An 18,680-nucleotide genomic window follows, 5' to 3' on the forward strand; every position below is an offset into this window, starting at 1 on the left:
GCGCTATAAAGCGGGTCACGAAGGAAGGTGCTTTAACAAAGAAAGTACTCAGAGCCTGCGCAACAGGTGGACGAATATATAGAGCCTGCGCTCATGAGGCAAGGTCGAGAGTGTCCATTGTGGTACATTTTTTTTCTCCGTGCCTGGGTAAAACCGTCGAAAAATCATAGATATATGCCACACGCCGGGGGTGTCCCCGCTGTGTTGAGGGTATTTGCAGCGCTGCTGCGGCGCATATTCCCGAGTAGGCTAGGCTGCTTGCACAGCTGGGACATGAGTGGGCGTGATGAATACGAGTGTGATTTACGCATTGGCAGCGGCAGCGCTGTTCGGGGCCAGTACGCCATTGGCCAAGCTGCTGGGTACCGAGGTATCGCCGGTGATGCTGGCCGGGCTGTTGTACCTGGGCAGTGGCCTGGGTTTGCTGTTGGTGCGCTGTGTCCGCGATCGGGGCTGGAAGCCCTCGGGTCTGGGTGCCGGTGAATGGCCCTGGCTGCTCGGCGCAATTGTATTTGGCGGGATCCTGGGCCCCGTGGCGTTGATGTTCGCTTTGACCCTCACCAGCGGGGCGACGGCTTCGTTGATGTTGAATCTTGAACCAGTGCTCACGGCACTGCTGGCCTGGGTGGTGTTCAAGGAAAACGCAGACCGGCGAATCGTGCTGGGGATGCTGGCAATCATTGCCGGCGGCGTTGTGTTGTCCTGGCCATCCGGGGCATCTGCGGCGGTGTCGCTTTCCTGGCTTGGGCCATTGGCGGTGGGGTTTGCCTGTTTCTGTTGGGCGGTCGATAACAATCTGACGCGCAAGGTATCTGCTTCTGATGCGCTGTATATCGCGGGCGCCAAGGGCCTTTTCGCGGGGTTGGTGAACTGTGCGATTGCATTGGCTTTGGGGGCGAAGGTTCCGTCGTTTGGGGTACTGAGCCCGACCCTGCTGATCGGTTTCCTGGGCTACGGTGTAAGTTTGGTGCTGTTTGTCCTGGCATTACGCGGCCTGGGGGCGGCGCGCACCGGGGCGTACTTTTCAACGGCACCTTTTCTGGGGGCGGCAATTTCCATTGTGCTGCTGGGCGAGTCGGTATCGCTGCTGTTCTGGCTGGCTGCTGGCTGCATGATTGTCGGGGTCTGGCTGCATCTGACCGAGCGCCATGAGCATGAGCATTTACATCAGCCGCTGGAGCACTCCCATCGCCATACCCACGATGAACATCACCAGCATGAGCATGCCGCAGATATTCCTGCGGGCAAGGCTCACAGTCATGCACATCAGCATTCGGTCATCAGCCATAACCATCCGCATTTCCCGGATATCCATCATCGCCACCGGCACTGAGCCATTGCGTTTTAAACCCTGATTTCAATGGAGCTATGGATCGCGCATGTTTGAACATATTGACTTCAATTACCTGCTGGCAACGTATGGTTACCTGGCCATTTTTATCGGCTGTTTGCTCGAAGGTGAAACCATTCTGATCCTCGGGGGGATGGCGGCACACCAGCATGTCCTCAAGCTGTTGCCGGTGATTGGTTATGCCAGTCTGGCGGGGATGCTGGGTGATCAGTTGTTGTTCTGGCTCGGGCGTTATTTCGGTGCTCGCCTGTTGCCCCGCCTGCACAAACAGCAGGCCGCTATTGATCGCGTGACGCAGTTGATTGGCCAGTATCCGACGGTGTCCATTTTTTCGGTGCGGTTTTTGTATGGCATGCGCCTGATCGGGCCCATGGTGATCGGTGCCAGCAAGGTCTCGCCATTGAAGTTTCTCTGCATCAATGCCGTGGGCGCGGCCGTGTGGGCAACGCTGTTTGCCAGTGGCGGCTATTGGGCCGGGGAGTTTCTCGAAGGCGTACTGGGCGACCTTAAGCCCTATCGCTTGCCGATTGCCCTGGGCGTGGTCGCATTGATGGTGGTGGTGGCCGTTGCCCGTCACTACAGGGCGAAAACCAGGGCGAAAACCAAAGCGGTCAAATCACTTTGACAGCCCGGCCAATAAACTGGATCGGCCCTGTCGGCTTGCCTGTTGTCGAACCGTTGGGGCCTTCCAGGGTCAGCTCGAAAAGTTGATTGGGCGACAGCGGCGGCAGGCGATCCAGTGGCAGTGACAGCACTTGTCCCGGCTTGACCAGCCCCAGGGACACCGGCCCGGCCCAGTCGTCGGCCTTGGTCCAGAACTCCAGGGCCTTGTCGCCGGGCACTTGCGCGACGCCAAGGGGGATCAGCTGGATGTGTTCACGATCGTTGGCCTGGATGACCCAGCCGGGTGCCTGACTTTGTGGTGCCACCAGAACCACCACATAGGCGGGCGGTGAGATGGCTGGGGTCACGGACCACAATGCCACGCCCAGTGTCAGCGTTGCGGCCAGGCCTGCGGCCGTCAGGCCGCGCCACAATGGCAGAAGGTTCCACCAACCAGTACGGGCCTGTGTTGGCAGGGCTGGGACATTCAGGGCGTTCAGGCTGCGCTCGATTCTCGGCCACAGCTGCTCTGAAGGCTGTTGCGCCGGGGCAAGGTCGTTGAGGGGCAACAGTCGCGCTTCCCAGCGATCGACTGCGGCCTGCAGATCAGGCTCATGGGGCAGGCGTTGCTCAAGCGCACGCCGTTGTTGCCCATTGAGCGTGCCCAGCACGTATTCGCCCGCCAAGGCATCGAGATCGGCCGGGTCGCTATTGTCAGGTGTAAAAGTCATCCCATGCACTCGCGCAAGGCGCTCAGGCTGCGTTTGATCCAGGCTTTTACGGTGCCCAGAGGGGTGTCCAGTTTGTTTGCAATTTCTGCATGGGTATAGCCGTCAACATAGGCATGCACAATGCAGGAGCGTCGGGCCGGGTCGAGTTGCTCAAGGCAGCCGTATATGCGCTCGCAGCCATCCGGCCATTGCAGTGGGTCCTGCGTCTGGTGGCGCCCGTCGAGAGTGGCCAGAGGTTGCAAGGCCAGTTCGCTGCTTTCGCTGACTTGAATTTCCAGGCGAGTGTCGCGCCTGCAGTTCAGGGCCAGATGCCGGGTCAGGCTGAAAATCCAGCCTCGTGCAGAACCGCGCCCGGGATCGAAGCTGGCGGCGCGCATCCAGATTTTGATAAAAGCGTCATGCACGATGTCCTCAGCCAGTGCGCTGTCGCGGGCAATGCGTTTGGCTACCCCCAGCAAGCGCGCGCTTTCCTGGGCATACAGGGCCACCAGCGCCTGCTGCTCGCCGCGTGCGCAGGCCAGCAGGCAGGCTTCATAGTCAAATAGTGGCTCAGGTAGTGTCACTGTGTTCCGCCGTTGCAGATGGGACATCTCCGGTCATTGCCCGGTCTCCATCGAAGCAGCGTAGACGATGTAACGCATTAGCGGCTGGCCCAGAAAATGTAATCGGCCTGGTATGGCACTACTTGTCGCTGGCCCTTGTTGGCGGCTGTGCAGGCGCTGGCAGGTGCCGCACCGCCCTTGAGTGCCACACGCTGGATGTAACTCACACCGTTCATGGCACCTTTGCCCTCTGCAGGATTGGCCCTAACCAGTTGATAGGGCAGGTTGCCAGCCCCGGCAGGGGCCACTGCGAGCTGGGTGCCGGTGACTCTGGAACCGTCCAGGGCTTGCCAGGTCGCGGGCGGGCCAAAGTAGCTACCAACTTGTTTACCAGTTGTGTCATTGAGCTGAGCTTTTGGGCCTACAAAAAACCACTCCATTTCGCCTGGAGTGCTGGCTTTTTCTTTGCACTCATATGTGATTTCGCCTACACCAACTGTTGTCATTGCCATCTTGTGGCCGTCGGGAACTCTAATGTTTTCGGGCAAATTCGACTGTGCCCAGGCGCCTTGGGCTGCCACCAGCAGCATGGCGGCAAGTGTCAGGCTGGCATGGCTGATCAAAGGTTTTGCGTTCATGTTCCGATCTCCTGATGGGATAACAGCACGCTGCTGTTACGGGTACTACCCGCAGCAGGAGGATTTGGATGCAGTTGCAAAAAATAAACTTGAAAGGCAAAGTCCGGGAACCCGGTTGCGTGACGGATCCCTTGGCCTAAGCTTGGGAATACAGGCTCAACGCCAAGGGTTTCAAGGCATTGGCAGCACGTTCGCGAAGCCGGTCCGATAATAAAAGGAGATCTGGATGTTTATCCGTTTATTGATCCTTGCTTCTGTGCTGGTTGCAGGCACGGTGCAGGCCGTTGAAGTTCCAAGCCCGCTTGAACAGGATCGCGGCAAGTTTCGCCCGCTGGTAGTGGTCGCCCGTGCAGATGCCGACCCAACCCTGGTCAACCTCAAAAAAGCCCTTGAAGATCCGGCCAACAAGCAGGCTTTTGACCAGCGCAATATGGTGCTCTATACGATTGTGGGCATTACAGGCAAACGCGATGGCAAGGACCTTGAACCCCAGAGCACCATGTCGCTGATTCGCGGGCTCAAGCCGGGGATGATTATCGACAAGTCCAAAGTGATCCTGATCGGCAAGGATGGGGAAAAGAAAGTCGAGACAGTGGGGGATGTTGACCTGGCCGAGCTGTTTAAAACCATCGATGCCTTGCCCGCTGCCGAAAAGGAAACCCAGGCACCGGTTGCGGTGGAGACGCCGGCCAAGGGCGCAGCCGCTGGCAAATCGACAAAGCCCGCCAAACCGGCAAAAGCGGCTCAGACCCTGGATGACTGAACACCAGCCAAAAAAAAGGCCCGCTGGGGGAAGCGGGCCTAAATGGGATTCACTAAAGGAGTGGATCCAATCTAGGCGCAGCGATGTGAAAGTGATGTGAAAATTGCGCAGTCAAATCATTTGATCGGGCAAATGTGTGTGGTCAAAATAATGGCCATCTGTAGCGCAATTCCGGCTCGGTAATCCGATAGTGTGAACACACCGCTCACCAGACTGCCGGATAACAAGATGCCGTTTTCCCTCGAACTGATTTCTGCCTTCGCACTCTTTGCCTTTGTGTCGTCCATCACCCCCGGCCCCAACAACACCATGCTGCTGGCATCGGGGGTCAACTTCGGCTTCAGGCGCACCATCCCCCATGCTCTGGGCATCAGCTTCGGCTTTATGTTCCTGGTGCTTGCGGTTGGATTGGGGCTGGGGGGTGTATTCAAGGCCGTGCCCATGGCCTACACCGTTTTGCGTTATCTGGGGGCGGCGTACTTACTGTATCTGGCGTGGAAAGTCGCCACTTCGGGGCCGGTGTCCGAGTCGGGTGCGGCCCAGGGCAGACCACTGGGCTTCTGGGGCGCGGCGGCGTTTCAATGGGTCAATCCCAAGGCCTGGGTGATGGCCATTGGTGCAATCACCACCTACACGCCGTCCCAGGGTTATATCGCCAACGTGTTTGTCATCGCGCTGGTCTTCGCCATCATCAACTTGCCCAGTGTCTGCGTGTGGGCCGGTTGCGGCAGTGCGTTGCGCAATGTGCTGACCCGGCCCAAGTGGCTGCTGGCATTCAACCTGACGATGGCGAATCTGCTGGTGGTGTCGCTGTATCCGATTCTGTTTGATGTTCATTGAGCCATTCCTGGCTCAGGGTGGCGGTGTCACCCAGGTACTCCAATAGCCAGCTCATGGCCGGGGAATGGTTGTTCTGTGCCCAGGCAATGCACGAAGGGCTGGCCGGAAAGGGCCGCTGCAGGCTCAGCGCAAGCAGTTGGCCCTGGTCGATCAGTGGCTGGGCCAGATGGGCGGGCACCATGCCGACACACAGACCGTCGCTCAAACAGGCCAGCCCCGAAGCCCAGTCGGGCACCATCATGCGGCGCTGGTTATCCAGGGTCCAGGTGTCCCGTTTGGGCAGGCTGCGTGAAGTGTCATCCATGCACAGTGCAGGGTAGGGGCGCAGGTGCTCATCACCCAGCAATCCGCCAATGGACGCCAGCGGATGCCGCGGGCTGGCGACGCACAGCCAGTGCAGAAAACCCATGTCGCGAAAGGCAAAGCTCCCCGCCACGGGCACTGCACGGGTGGCTCCGATAACCAGATCGGTACGGCCGTCTACCAAGGCATCCCACACACCGTTGTACACCTCGTATTGAACAATCAGTTCCACGTCGGGGAAATGCCGGTAGAAGTCGATGACCATCTGCTGGCAGCGCGGTTTTTTGATGATTGAATCCACGGCCACCCGCAACTGGCCGCTCCAGCCATTGGCAACCTGCTGGCAAAGGCGGCGGGTGCCGAGCATTTTTTTCATGACGTCGCGGGCTTCTTTGACAAACATCCGCCCGGCAGGCGTGAGTTCCACATCCCGGTGACGACGTACAAACAGCGGTACCGCCAGCCATTGCTCCAGTTGGCGCACGGTGTAGCTGACGGCGGAGGGAACGCGGTGCAGTTCCTGGGCTGCGCCACTGAAACTGCCGTGGCGGGCGACTGCATCAATTACATCCAGGGAGTATTCAGACCACATGGTTTTGCCTTCAAAAAATTCGATGCCAGTTGGCAATTATTATCGCTTCACAAGCAAATCCTCAGCTGGATAATGCGCGGCAGTCAACAAATTGTTTGATGGCAAGTTTTTGGGTGCACATGAAAAACACTTTTGGTTTTACCTGTTATCTCGCCGGGCTCAGCATGCTGGGCTACCTGGCAATGGATATGTACTTACCGGCATTTGGCACGTTGCGCAGTGAACTGGGGCTTTCAGCCGGTGCGGTGGGCGCGAGCCTGAGCATCTTTCTGGCCGGGTTCGCGATCGGCCAGTTGCTCTGGGGGCCGTTATCGGACCGCCTGGGGCGCAAACCGGTGTTGTTGGCGGGGTTGTCGCTGTTTGCCCTGGGGTGCGCGGGCATGTTCTGGGTGCAGGACAGTGTGCTGCTGTTGAGCCTGCGGTTTATTCAGGCCATCGGCATTTGCGCGGCGGCAGTAACCTGGCAGGCGCTGGTCATCGACCGATATCCGCCTGACCAGGCCAACCGCGTGTTTGCCGGGATCATGCCGCTGATGGGACTGTCACCGGCACTGGCTCCTTTGCTGGGGGCCGTGGTACTGAGTCACCTGGGCTGGCAAGCGATTTTTGCGGTATTGCTGGGCCTGGCGGTGTTACTGATCGTACCCACGTTGCTGCTCAAGGAAAAACCCCGTGTGGCGCCAAAGGCAGTTAAAACCGGGGTGAGCTATTGGCAACTGCTGTGCACGGCTAAATTCAGTGGCAACGTCATGATCTTCGCCGCATGTTCGGCCAGCTTTTTCGCCTGGTTGACGGCCTCACCCTTTATTTTGGGCGATATGGGTTATAGCCCAAGCGATATCGGTTTGAGCTACGCGCTGCCTACTGTGGCATTTATGGTGGGTGGTTACAGCTGTCGCAGCGCGTTGCAGCGGATCAGTGGGCGGGCGCTGTTACCCTGGTTGCTGGTGGCTTACTGCGCAAGCATGGTCGGTCTGTATGGGGTTGCGACCCAGACCGTGCCGACGCTGACGACCTTGCTGATCCCGTTTTGTTTGATGGCGCTGGTTAACGGTGCGAGTTATCCGATTGTTGTCGCGAGCGCACTGATGCCATTTTCGGAGAACTCCGGCAAGGCGGCGGGTTTGCAAAATACATTGCAGCTTGGGTTGTGCTTTTTGGGCAGCCTGCTGGTGTCGACCTTTATCAGCCAGCCGCTGCAAATCACGGTTGAAGTAATGCTGGCTACGGCGCCGCTGGCGGTGCTGGGGTATTTTATTCAGCGACGCAAAGTGAAGGCGCAGGCATTAGTGGCGTCTTGAGGGGCAGGTCGCCCCGGTGATTTCAGCTCAACGAAAGCGCCGGATATCTATCCGGCGCGTCAGTCAAACCCGGCTATACGCTTGCACCCCCCATTCCAGCTAGGCCATTTGGACGATGTGCCTGTGACTCACCAGTCCGATTATCGAAGGAAGGTTCTGGACGCCTCGCCGAGGAGGCAGCCAGAGCATCCACGATAATAAAAAGAGGACTGGCTGCATGAACTCTGCCCAGCAACTGAATCGTGCAGCGAGGCATCGACCATGCGCTCAATAATTGGCTATCTGGTTTGCCTGATCGTCGCTGTCACCATCGCGTTTACCTTCTCTCCACGTCATGCCTCCGATGTCGCTTCGGCCCAGTTGCGGCCCGATCGTCTGCAAATCAACGGTATGTTGTATCTGGATAAGCGGGTGGTGGCCGTCGGCGAGCGCGGCAATATTTTGCTCAGCGACGATCAGGGGGGCTCGTGGCAGCCAGCGACGGTCAAGCCGCAGCGTGATCTGACCCTTACCGCACTGGTGGCGCTGCCGGATAAAAGCCTGCTGGCGGTCGGCCATGATGGCTGGATTGTGCGCTCCGAAGATGAAGGCGCCAACTGGTCAGAGGTGCGCTTCGACGGCGAAATCGCCGAGCCTTTGCTGGGCATCTGGAGTGCCGGCGGCAATCGTGTCCTGGCGTTCGGCAGTTTCGGCAAATTTTACCAGTCCGGGGATGACGGCCGCACCTGGCAAGCCCAGCCGCTGGAGGTGGATAGCGCTCACCTCAATGGCATGGATGGCGGAACAGACGGTCGCCGCATGGTGGTCGGCGAGCAAGGGCTGGTGCTGCGCAGCGACGATGGCGGGCACAGCTGGCACAAGCTCGAGCCGTTCTATAACGGCTCGCTGTTTGGTGTGGTACGCCTGAGCCCCGATCGTTGGGTGACCTATGGCATGCGCGGCCATGTGTTTGTCAGTCAGGACTTCGGCCAGACCTGGGAACCGGTAAAAGTCGGCAATCAATTGCCGCTCTACGGCCATGTCCTATTGCCCAACGACGGTGGCCTGCTGATTGTCGGTGCTGGCAGCTCGGTAGTACGCCTGGACGGCAAGGGTGAAATGGTCAGCGCTACGCGCTTGCCGGGGCTGGGTACTTTGACTTCGGCGGTAATGGTGGGCTCACGGCTGCTGGTAGGCGGCGAGCGCGGTGTGTTCCAGGGGACTGATGGCGGTGTTGCTGCCCTTGGAGGTGCCCGGTGAGCAGTGAAAACAGTGTTGTAAATCGCACGGTCGAGCGTATTGCCGACTTGCTGATCGTCTGGCGCAAGAGCCTGTTGGCGCTGTTTGTATTATTGACCCTGGCCCTGGGTTACAGCGCCACACACACGCAACTGGACCCGGGCTTTAACAAGCAGATCCCGGTGCGCAATGCCTTTATGGTCAACTTTCTCAACTTCAGCCAGTACTTCACGGGGGCCAACCGTTTTCTGGTCAGTGTGAAGTGGAAAGGCGAAGGCGATATCTATAACCGCCAGTACCTGGAAACCCTGCGCAAAGTCACGGATGACGTGTTTTTTATCAATGGTGTGAGCCGTGCCAGTGTGACGTCGCTGTTCACCGCCAATGTGCGCTATATCGAAATCACCGAGGACGGTTTTTTCGGCGATGTGGTGATGCCACCGCGCTTTACCGGCACGGCCGAAGACTTGTCCCAGGCCCGCAACAACGTCGCCCGCTCCGGACAGGTCGGGCGTCTGGTGGCCAATGATCTGACCTCGTCGATGGTGCGCGCCGACCTGCAGGACATGGACCCGCAAACCGGCAAATCGGTGTCCTATGCCGAGGTGGCCCAGCGGCTGGAAGATATCCGTGCCAAGTACAGCAATGATGATATCGAGATCAACATCGTCGGCTTCGCCAAGCTGGTGGGGGACGTGGTTGAAGGCCTGACGACGGTCATCGGCTTTTTTGTGATTGCCTTTGTCATCACCGCGTTGATGCTGTGGGTGTATTCACGCTCATGGCGCCTCACGGTGGTTGCGCTGGCCGTGGCGCTGCTGCCGGTGGTCTGGCTGTTGGGGTTGCTGCCGTTGCTGGGGCTGGGGATCGATCCGATGTCGATTCTGGTGCCGTTTCTGATCTTCTCGATTGGCGTGTCCCATGCGGTGCAAATGACCAATGCCTGGAAACAGGATGTACTGGCGGGCAGCTCTGCGGTGCAGGCTGCGCACGGCGCTTTTTGCAAGATCTTCATCCCGGGTTCGCTGGCGTTGCTGATGAACGCCCTGGGTTTCGGCGTCATCATGCTGATCGACATTCCCATCGTGCATGAACTGGGCGTGACCGCATGCATCGGGGTGATGCTGATGATCATCACCAACAAGCTGATGCTGCCGATCATCCTGTCGTATCTCAAGCTTGAGCCGGGGGCGATGGCCCAGGGGCTCAAGGTGCAGGGCAAGCACGCGCTGTGGTGGCGGCTATCGGCGCTGGCCGAGCCAAAACCGGCGCTGGCGGTGTTTGTGGTCAGCCTGCTGCTGCTCGGTGTCGGTGCCTGGAAGGCCCGGGATCTGGCAGTGGGCGATATCGGCGTGGGTGCGCCGGAGCTGCGCGCCGATTCGCGCTACAACCAGGACAACCAGAAGATCATCAACAGTTATTCGATTGGCCTGGATGTGATGTCGGTGTTCGTGCAGGTCAAGGGCATCGAAGAAGGTTGCCTGGCACCGCAAGTGATGCGCGCCATTGAATCATTCGACTTCCAGATCCGCAGCGTGGCCGGTGTGCAGTCGGTGCAGAGCGTGGCGGGCATGGGTAAAGCCGTGATTGCCGGCAATAACGAAGGCAACCCGCGCTGGTCGGCGATCCCCGGTTCCGAGCGCGGCCTGAGCCAGGGCTCTCGCGCTTACATGCCGGACGACGGCCTGGTGACCGAAGGCTGCCAGCGCATGCAGATCCTGGTGTTCCTCACCGATCACGAAGGGTCGACCGTGAGCCATGTAGTGGACGAAACCCAGCGCATCATCGGCGGCTTGCAAGGGCCAAACGTGGAGTTTCTGCTGGCCGGTGGCAACGTGGGGGTGATGGCGGCGTCCAACGAAGCGGTCAAGCAGGCCGAGGTGGTGATGCTCGCGGCGCTGTTCGGTTCGGTGGCGCTGTTCTGCTGGCTGACCTTTGGTTCATTGCGCGCGGTGCTGTGCATTCTGGTGCCGCTGGCCATCGTCGCGATCCTGTGCAACGCCCTGATGGCGACCCTGGGCATCGGCCTGAAAGTCGCGACCTTGCCAGTGATGGCACTGGGCGTGGGGGTGGGAGTCGATTACGGGATCTATCTGTACGAGCGGATTGCCCATGAAATGGCTGACGGCAAGGATCTGCGCACGGCGTTCTACCAGGCCATGTGCCAACGGGGTACGGCGGCGGTGTTTACGGCGCTGACCATGTCCATCGGCGTGTGTACCTGGGCCTTTGCTCCCCTGAAGTTCCAGGCTGATATGGGTGTACTGCTGTCCTTCATGTTTCTCGTCAACGTGCTCGGCGCAATCTTTTTGCTACCGGCGCTGGCGGCCTGGTTCAATTTGGCACGACCGTTGGTCAAGGTCAAAACCCGCCCGGCGCAAGCGACCGCCGGGCATTATCCGCTCAAGCCGAGCGTTGCTGCGAAGGACTCTTCAAACCGCTGAAGCAGACAGCTTGCCGGGCTTGTATGACGGCAGGCATACAGACACACTGAGTCGCTTTTGCACAGCTTTACGGATGTGGTGCAAAGGTTAGCCGCTAGTCATAAGAACAATAAAAAGGGCCGGTCATGAACCTGGCCCGAAGCGAGGATAAGTCCGTGGATACAGTGACCTTGAATCACCAGACCCTGGCCGGTCTGGGGCTTGAACTGGCCGATTACGATCAGATGGTCGGCAGCTTTTATGACGGTGCCCTGGACCCCAAAATAATGGGTCGTACCTTGTGTACCGTGCGTGGCATGTTCCGGGCCAACTACGCAACCCTGATCCTGCGAGTGCCCGATCAGCCCGATCTGGGCTTGATGATCGTTGCCGGAGATATCGAAGGCGAGGGCGAGCTGACCTATCAAACCTATCCGCAAACCAATACCCCCTTTGTCGGGCAGGCGCTGGACCAGGTATTTACCGTCGAAGACCTGATGAGCGAGAGCGAGTGGGTGCAGTCGGCCTATTTCAAGGCCTACTGCGGTCCGCAGAATGTCTATCACGTGATGGGCGCCGACATTTCCACGCCCGATGGCGGCAAGCTGCGGTTTCGCATCACCCGGCCAAAGTCTTCCCCGGCTTTCTCCAGTGCCGAGCGTGCCCTGTGCAGCAGTTTTCTGCCGCATTTGCGCCGCGCCCTGCATCTGCACAACCTGCTCGATCGCAGCGAGTCCATGAGCGAGTTGTACGCCCAGGCCATCAGCCGCCTGTCGGTGGCGACCATCGTGCTCGACGAAACCGGCAAGGTTCTGCGCCTCAACCCGGTGGCCGAAGAAATCCTCAAGAACGCTGATGGGCTCAAGTTGGTGGGGGGCAGGCTGGAAGCCACTTACCCCAGCGACAACCGCGAGCTGCAACGCCTGGTCAAGCACGCTTTCAGCCAGGAAGTGCGTGAGGGCGGGGCGACAGCCGATGCGATGTCCGTGACTCGACCTTCGGGTCAGGTCAGCCTGGGGCTGGTGGTCGAGGCCATTCCGTCGCTGGAGTGGGCCGAAGGCAAGAGCAAACCGGCGGCAGTGATCTATATCCGCGACTCGGTAGGCAAATCGCTGGCCAGTGAAGTGGTGACCAAACAACTGTTCAACCTGACCAAGGCCGAGACGGCGCTGGCGATGGAACTGGCCAACGGCTTGTCCCTGGAGGAAGCGGCGGAAAACCTGAATATCCGGCGCAACACCGCGCGGGCGCATTTGCGTTCGATCTTCTCCAAGACCGGTGTGCGCCGCCAGACCGAGCTGGTGAGGATTTTGCTGAACAGCGTGGTCGCGTTGGGAAAGCCCAAGTGCGCCTTGCGAGCGGCTGAGTCCGTGGTGGTGCCGGCGCCACAACTGGCGCGTCCGGTTCGTAAAAGCGCTTAAGGATTTATGCCCGCCGGCGAGGGTGTTTGCGCCACCGCCGGTTTTTCGTCAGCCAGGCCGCCTGCGCCTGCATCATCAAGGAAAGTCTTATGCCAGTTACTGCTGTCAGCGGTTCCGCTTCCGGGATCGGCGCCGCCGTGTGCGCGCAATTACGAGCTGCGGGCCACCGGATAATCGGAATTGACCGTGGCAATGCCGAAGTGATCGCTGACCTTTCGACCCGTGCCGGGCGCCAGGCGGCAGTGGCGCAGGTGCTTGAGCAATGCGGCGGGGTGCTCGACGGGCTGGTGTGCTGCGCCGGGATCGGGGTGACCGCACCTTCCAGCGGCATCGTGCTGGCGGTTAACTACTTTGGCGTCAGTGAACTGCTTGATGGCCTGGCCGATGCGCTGGCCAAGGGGGAGAACCCGGCTGCACTGGTGATCGGTTCAGTGGCGGCCACCCATTCGGGTGCCGAGCAGGAACCAATGGTTGCCGCGATGCTCGCCGGTGACGAGGCGAAGGCGTTGGAACTGGCCAATGCCCTGGGTCAGACGCACCAGGCCTATGCCGGTTCCAAGTATGCGGTGACCTGTGCCGCGCGGCGCAAGGCGGTGCAATGGGCCCCGCAAGGTATCCGTTTGAACGTGGTTGCACCGGGCGCGGTGGAAACTCCGCTGCATCAGGCGGCCAAGGACGATGCGCGGTTTGGCAAGGCCGTACGTGAGTTTGTCGCACCACTGGGGCGCTCGGGCACTCCTGAAGAACTGGCCCGGGTTGTGGCTTTTGTGCAATCGGCGCAGGCCAGTTTCATGACCGGCAGCGTAGTGTTTGTCGACGGCGGCATGGACGCAATGGTGCGTACACAGCGTTTCTGACCGCTAAGGGGCTTTTATGAACAAAGTGGCATTTATTACCGGCGCCAGTCGCGGCATTGGTCGTGCAACCGCGCTGGCCTTTGCCCGTGCAGGTTTTGATCTGGCCATCAGTGCGCGCAGCCTGGACGAAGGTCAAAGCCATGCCCACGGCTTGCGCAACCCGGATGGCACGCCGCTGCCCGGCAGTTTGAATACCACCGCAGCGGCAATCCGTGAGCTGGGACGCAAGGCGCTGGTGGTGCCCATGGACCTGCTCGACAGTGAGTCGGTACTGGCCGCCAGCCAGGCTGTGTTTACCGAATATGGCCGGGTGGATGTACTGGTCAACAATGCCATCTACCAGGGCAGCGATCTGAATGTACCTTTTATGCAGTTGCAGCCCGAGACCCTGGAGCGAGTCTTTCAGGGCTATGTGATGACACCGTTCTTGCTGACCCGGGCGGTGGTCAGCCAGATGCTCGAGCAGGGCGGCGGTGTGGTGATCAACGTCACCTCCGGTGCTGGAGAAACCGATCCGCCGGTGGCAGCGGGCAAGGGCGGCTGGGGTTACGCCTATGGTGCGGGCAAGGCGGCAGTGTCGAGGCTGTCGGGCATATTGTCGGTGGAACTGGGGGAGCAGGGGATTCGTGCCTACACCCTCAACCCGGGTGTGGTGACCACTGACGCATTGCGCGCCACCATTGGTGACAAAGGCGTCATTGCCCTGCGTGCAGGCTCTGCGCCGCCGGAGGTGCCAGCAGCGGTGATGCTGTGGCTGGCCACCCATGCAGGGGCGGTTGATCACCAGCGCAAGACCATTCACTGCCAGCCGTTTGCCCGTGAACACGGGATTGTCGAGGATTGGCGCTAAGCGCTCCCTCACCCTGACCCTCTCCCATGGGGAGAGGGGACTGACCGCACGCGGCCCAAAGATCACCGCAAACCAGCTCCCTCTCCCTGCGGGAGAGGGTTGGGGTGAGGGCAGCCCCTCTAGTCCATCTGAACGATGAGCCCACCCCGAACCTCGGTGAAGATCATCGGGTAAAGCGCCCTGGCCCTTAACCTGAGGAATAATAAAAATGACTAAACTCGCACACATCCACGTCGAGAATGCTTTGTCGCCCCGCTATGGTCGCGGCTGGCATTGCCTGGGCGAGGCAGACGAGTACCGTGATGGCAAGCTGCATACCCTGAATGTGTTCGGCTCGCGACTGTTGGCATTTGCCACGTCAAAGGGCGAGATCAGTGTGCTCGACGCCCATTGCCCGCATATGGGCGCCGACCTGTCTCAGGGCACTATCGAGAATGACCGTGTGGTCTGCCCCTTTCACCACTGGCAGTACGAAGCCAGCGGCAAGTGTGTCGAGATCCCTTACTGCAAGCGCATTCCGCCCAAGGCCAAAACCCGTGCCTGGCAGACCTGCGAGGTCAACAATCTGCTGTTTGTGTGGAACAACCCTGAAGGCAAGCCGCCCGCCGAAGATGTGGTGATCCCCCATCTACCTGAGCTGGACAGCGATGAGTGGCTGCACAGCTGGCATATGGACAAGCTGATCATCGACACCAACCCGCGCGAGCTGGTCGACAACCTGGTGGACGCCCAGCATTTCGGTCCGGTACATGGCACGCCGACCAAGTACTTCCACAATGTGTTCGAGGGGCATATCGCTCAGCAGATCTTCCATGGCGACTCCGAGCGGCTGGGCGGTGACCTGGTGGCCGAGTCGGCCTATTACGGCCCCGCGACGCACCTGACACGCATGAGCGCGGTGTTTGAAGGGCTGGAAATAAAGTCCATCCTGCTCAATTGCCACGTGCCGATCGGCCCCAACAGCTTTGAACTGCGTTTTGGCTGCATGGTGAAAAAAGTGCCGGGCTGGACCCATGAACAGAACGAAGCGCTGGCCGTGGATTATGTGCAGCGTAACCGCGACTCGTTCTATCAGGACGTTGATATCTGGACGCACAAGGTGCGCATCAACAACCCGGTGCTGGCCGAGGGCGATGGTCCGGTCTATCAGCTACGCGAGTGGTACCAACAGTTTTTCACCGACGAAGAGGGCGTGCCGGCAAGCATGGCCGAGCGTCGTGAAATCACCACGGTGGATAACCGCTGATTGATTGCCTGAGCCACGGGCCGCGCCGCTGGCGCTGCCTGTCCAGCGGCAAGTTACTGCTGGCTTTTTGATCCGTGCTGCTTAAGATGGCCGTCATCGATACGTCATCGGGCATGGAACAGGGCCAATGCTGAACAAGGACACCATCTCCATTCATCTGGTGCGTGAGGCGCTGCTGCAAAGCTGTGCGCCGGGCAGTGCCACCGATGAAGTGCTGCACAAGGTCGGCATCGCGCGCGAGTTGCTTGACCAGCCGGATGCCCGTGTACCGGCCATGGTCTATGCGCGGATGTGGCGGTTGCTGGCGCGGCGCCTGGACGACGAATTTTTTGGCATGGACCCGCGCAAGTTGCGGGCCGGCAGCCTGGAGTTCATGTGCCGCTCGGCCATGGCGCAGCCAACCCTGGCCCGGGGGCTGGAGGTGGTACTGGGGTTTCTGTCGTTGATGCTGGAGCGTTTGCCTGCACGCCTGGTGCGTCAGCAAAGCGTGGCCGAGATTGTCCTGCACGAGCCTGAGCAACAGGCCAGCCGTGGTTTTACCTACTTTGCCTACTGGATGATCGTGCACGGTGTGGCCTGCTGGCTGGCCGGGCGCAGGATTCCGATTCTGGCCATTGAGCTGCGTTGTGCTGCGCCCGATTACTGCGAAGACTACGAAGTGATGTTCTCCGAGAACCTGCGTTTTGAGCGGCCACGCACGCGGATGATTTTTGCCGCTGATTGCCTGGATGCACCGATCAAGCGCACCGATCCGGAGTTGAAACGGTTTTTGGCTGAAGCACCGGCCAATATTCTGGTCAAGTACCGCGACCCGCAAAGCCTGGCCAGTCAGATAAAACAGAATCTGCGCCAGTTGCCGGCCGTGCAGTGGCCCGAGACCCAGGGCATGGCGCAGGGTCTGTGCATGTCGGCATCGACGTTTCGCCGTCGCCTGGCGGACGAAGGGCAAACCTTTCAGGGGCTCAAGGACAGTGTGCGCAAGGAGCTGGCAATCGGCTGGCTGGCCGAGCCTGAGCACAGCTATGCCGACATTGCCCAGCGCCTGGGCTTTGCCGATACCAGCTCATTCTACAAGGCCTTTCGCAAATGGTCGGGGACCAACCCCGGGCATTACCGCGGGTTGATTTTGGGCGCGGTTTGAAAACCATTGGCGCCTCTGACTCTTCTGTCCCCTGAAGAGACTCTGTTGCCGATCAGGCCTTTTTGTGGGAGCGAGTCTGCTCGCGAACGACCTTCGCGAGCAGGCTCGCTCCCACAGTCGTCGTATATACGGGCTACAGCGTCCTGATCGAGTTGCTGATCCCGCGGGCGCACTGAATCACTGTAGAGGCCAGTTTTTCTTCGGCTTCTTCCATGCTCCAGCGGCTGCTGGGCACCACCACATGCACCGCCGCGACCGGCAGGCCGTTACTGTTGAAAATCGGCGCGGCAATGGTCATGTCACCCAGAAACATCTCTTCCTTGTTGGTGGCATAGCCCTGTTTGCGGCTGATCTGCACCCGTTCAAATATGGCGTCGGCATCGGTAATTGTATGGCGTGTCAGTTCGATCAGCTGGCTGTCTTGCAGCACACCACGGATTTCATCATCTGCCAGGCCACTCAGGTAAGCACGCCCGCCACCTGTGCAGTACATCGGGATACGGCTGCCGATAGGCATATGGATCGGGATAAATTTCGGCGCGACGAAACGTGACACGTAAACCATGTCCAGTCCGTCGGGCTCGGTCAGGTTGACCGTCTCGCCGGTGATCTGGTTAAGCTCGGCCAAGTAGGGGTTTGCCACATCTACCAATATATCGGCGGCCAGATAGTTGTAGCCGATCTCCATAACTTTGGGCGTTAACTGGAAGCGCCGGCTTTGCGGGTGTTTGCGTACATACCCGAGTTCCTCAAGGGTATGCACCATGCGTTGGGCCGAGCTTTTGCTGATGCCTGCCACCAACGCTATATCTGCCAGGGTCATGGTGCGCCGCGCCGCGCCGAAACCGCGAAGTACGGCCAGGCCCTTTTCCAGTGACTGGTTGAAAAGAGGGTTGTTGTTATCGCTCATGGCGCATCCTTGGCTTGTTTCAGGTCTATAAGTATCGATATGCGATACTTATAAATCTCTTTACGATTTAAGTAAATTGGTTATAGTCGATGGCGGCATTTTGCACCAGAGGCTGCAGGGGTTGTTGAGTGCCGTATCGCAACAATAAAAGCGACCACAGGGAGATTCGCTATGCACAAACCTTTTCAAGTGCTGACGCTGGTATGCGCAATGGCTGCCGGGTTGATTGGATCAGCCAGCGCTGTTGCAGAGCCTGTCTATAAGGTCGGGGCGACAGCAACGGGCATCCCGTTCACCTTCCTCGATATCAAGAGCGGGAAAATCCAGGGCATGATGGTCGATGCGGCCGAGGCGGTGGGCAAGGCTGGCGGGTTCGACACCGAGATCCAGCAAACCACCTTTGCGGCTCTGATCCCTTCGTTGACCACCAACAAGATCGACCTGATTTCCGCCGCCATGCTCAAAACCCCAGAGCGTGAAAAGGTTGTGCAGTATTCCGATCCGATTTTCAGCTACGGCGAAGGCCTGATCGTCAAATCTGACGACCCGAAAGAATACAAAACCATGGATGACCTGGCCGGTGAAGTGGTCGGCGCCCAGGTTGGTACGGTCTTTCTCGATGCGCTGAACAAGCACGGCGGCTTCAAGGAAGTGCGCAGCTACGACTCCATTCCTGACCTGATGCGGGACCTCAAGCTGGGCCGTATCAAGGCGGCATTCGGTGATCGCCCGATCATCGCCTACCAGTTGGCCCAGGGTAAAAACCCGGACGTAAAACTGTCGAGCACCTATGTGCCGGTGGTGATGGGCGACGTATGCCTGGTGATGCGCCAGGGCGATGCCGAGAAGCTGGCGCAGGTCAACAAGGGCATTGCCGCCATCAAGGCCGACGGCTCGCTGCAACGCATCATCGAGAAGTGGCAACTGAACTGATGATCCTGTGGCCCCCG

Annotated in this window: 18 protein-coding genes; 13 read left to right on the forward strand and 5 right to left on the reverse strand. The window is 59.4% G+C overall.

Annotated elements, in window-relative coordinates:
- Nucleotides 1-286 precede the first annotated feature (286 nt).
- Entirely contained in the window at nt 287-1,333 is a 1,047-nt protein-coding gene (locus EQV96_RS21825; RefSeq protein WP_095020707.1) for a DMT family transporter, read from the forward strand.
- A 46-nt stretch (nt 1,334-1,379) separates the two neighbouring features.
- A complete protein-coding gene (locus tag EQV96_RS21830) occupies nt 1,380-1,976 on the forward strand; it encodes a DedA family protein (RefSeq protein ID WP_095003319.1) in 597 nt (198 codons plus the stop codon).
- Here EQV96_RS21830 and EQV96_RS21835 read toward each other — a convergent pair.
- From EQV96_RS21835 to EQV96_RS21845, 3 genes are all read right to left on the reverse strand, one after another.
- A complete protein-coding gene (locus tag EQV96_RS21835; RefSeq protein WP_095020706.1) occupies nt 1,963-2,685 on the reverse strand; it encodes an anti-sigma factor in 723 nt (240 codons plus the stop codon). The two genes, EQV96_RS21830 and EQV96_RS21835, sit on opposite strands and share 14 nt — an antisense overlap.
- Nucleotides 2,682-3,248, reverse strand: a complete 567-nt coding sequence (locus EQV96_RS21840) for a sigma-70 family RNA polymerase sigma factor (protein ID WP_095018709.1) — start codon at nt 3,246-3,248, stop codon at nt 2,682-2,684. The genes EQV96_RS21835 and EQV96_RS21840 overlap by 4 nt, the downstream gene beginning before the upstream one ends.
- 77 nt (nt 3,249-3,325) lie before the next feature.
- Nucleotides 3,326-3,865, reverse strand: a complete 540-nt coding sequence (locus EQV96_RS21845; RefSeq protein WP_240882389.1) for a DUF3455 domain-containing protein — start codon at nt 3,863-3,865, stop codon at nt 3,326-3,328.
- A 226-nt stretch (nt 3,866-4,091) separates the two neighbouring features.
- Between EQV96_RS21845 and EQV96_RS21850 the strand changes: the two genes are divergently transcribed.
- Nucleotides 4,092-4,628, forward strand: a complete 537-nt coding sequence (locus EQV96_RS21850; protein ID WP_240882390.1) for a DUF4174 domain-containing protein — start codon at nt 4,092-4,094, stop codon at nt 4,626-4,628.
- Between the two features lie 228 nt (nt 4,629-4,856).
- Nucleotides 4,857-5,468 carry a LysE family translocator gene (locus EQV96_RS21855; RefSeq protein ID WP_240882391.1) on the forward strand — a complete coding sequence of 204 codons (612 nt, stop codon included), beginning with the start codon at nt 4,857-4,859 and terminating at the stop codon, nt 5,466-5,468.
- Here the strand turns inward: EQV96_RS21855 and punR are convergent.
- On the reverse strand, nt 5,404-6,363 hold the full coding sequence (gene punR / locus EQV96_RS21860) for a DNA-binding transcriptional activator PunR (RefSeq protein ID WP_240882392.1): 960 nt from the start codon (nt 6,361-6,363) through the stop codon (nt 5,404-5,406). The genes EQV96_RS21855 and punR overlap by 65 nt on opposite strands.
- A gap of 119 nt (nt 6,364-6,482) precedes the next feature.
- Between punR and punC the strand changes: the two genes are divergently transcribed.
- The 8 genes from punC (at nt 6,483) to EQV96_RS21900 (ending at nt 16,820) form a co-directional block, all read left to right on the forward strand.
- The gene (punC, locus tag EQV96_RS21865) at nt 6,483-7,664 is read left to right on the forward strand and encodes a purine nucleoside transporter PunC (protein WP_095003344.1); all 1,182 of its coding nucleotides are present in this window, start codon (nt 6,483-6,485) and stop codon (nt 7,662-7,664) included.
- A gap of 261 nt (nt 7,665-7,925) precedes the next feature.
- The gene (locus EQV96_RS21870) at nt 7,926-8,903 is read left to right on the forward strand and encodes a YCF48-related protein (RefSeq protein WP_153326682.1); all 978 of its coding nucleotides are present in this window, start codon (nt 7,926-7,928) and stop codon (nt 8,901-8,903) included.
- On the forward strand, nt 8,900-11,326 hold the full coding sequence (locus EQV96_RS21875; protein ID WP_095003327.1) for an MMPL family transporter: 2,427 nt from the start codon (nt 8,900-8,902) through the stop codon (nt 11,324-11,326). The genes EQV96_RS21870 and EQV96_RS21875 overlap by 4 nt, the downstream gene beginning before the upstream one ends.
- Nucleotides 11,327-11,451: 125 nt before the next feature.
- Complete coding sequence (locus tag EQV96_RS21880) at nt 11,452-12,726, forward strand: helix-turn-helix transcriptional regulator (RefSeq protein ID WP_095003328.1); 1,275 nt, start codon at nt 11,452-11,454, stop codon at nt 12,724-12,726.
- Between the two features lie 89 nt (nt 12,727-12,815).
- Nucleotides 12,816-13,583, forward strand: coding sequence for an SDR family oxidoreductase (locus EQV96_RS21885; protein WP_095023741.1), 768 nt, complete (start codon nt 12,816-12,818; stop codon nt 13,581-13,583).
- 16 nt (nt 13,584-13,599) lie between these two features.
- Complete coding sequence (locus EQV96_RS21890; RefSeq protein WP_240882393.1) at nt 13,600-14,433, forward strand: SDR family oxidoreductase; 834 nt, start codon at nt 13,600-13,602, stop codon at nt 14,431-14,433.
- Between the two features lie 208 nt (nt 14,434-14,641).
- Complete coding sequence (locus EQV96_RS21895; RefSeq protein ID WP_095003331.1) at nt 14,642-15,679, forward strand: Rieske 2Fe-2S domain-containing protein; 1,038 nt, start codon at nt 14,642-14,644, stop codon at nt 15,677-15,679.
- A 127-nt stretch (nt 15,680-15,806) separates the two neighbouring features.
- Nucleotides 15,807-16,820: an AraC family transcriptional regulator gene (locus EQV96_RS21900; protein WP_240882394.1), complete on the forward strand. Its 1,014-nt coding sequence runs from the start codon at nt 15,807-15,809 to the stop codon at nt 16,818-16,820.
- A 133-nt stretch (nt 16,821-16,953) separates the two neighbouring features.
- Here EQV96_RS21900 and EQV96_RS21905 read toward each other — a convergent pair whose 3' ends face one another.
- The gene (locus tag EQV96_RS21905; protein ID WP_095003333.1) at nt 16,954-17,730 is read right to left on the reverse strand and encodes an IclR family transcriptional regulator; all 777 of its coding nucleotides are present in this window, start codon (nt 17,728-17,730) and stop codon (nt 16,954-16,956) included.
- 171 nt (nt 17,731-17,901) lie between these two features.
- Here EQV96_RS21905 and EQV96_RS21910 point away from each other — a divergent pair, with 171 nt between their 5' ends.
- Nucleotides 17,902-18,663 (forward strand): ABC transporter substrate-binding protein, encoded by a 762-nt coding sequence (locus EQV96_RS21910; RefSeq protein ID WP_095018695.1) that lies wholly within the window; start codon nt 17,902-17,904, stop codon nt 18,661-18,663.
- The last annotated feature ends 17 nt before the right edge of the window (nt 18,664-18,680 follow it).

This window comes from Pseudomonas sp. TMW22080, assembly GCF_022496745.1.
In the GTDB taxonomy this organism is placed as follows: Bacteria; Pseudomonadota; Gammaproteobacteria; order Pseudomonadales; family Pseudomonadaceae; genus Aquipseudomonas; species Aquipseudomonas bubulae.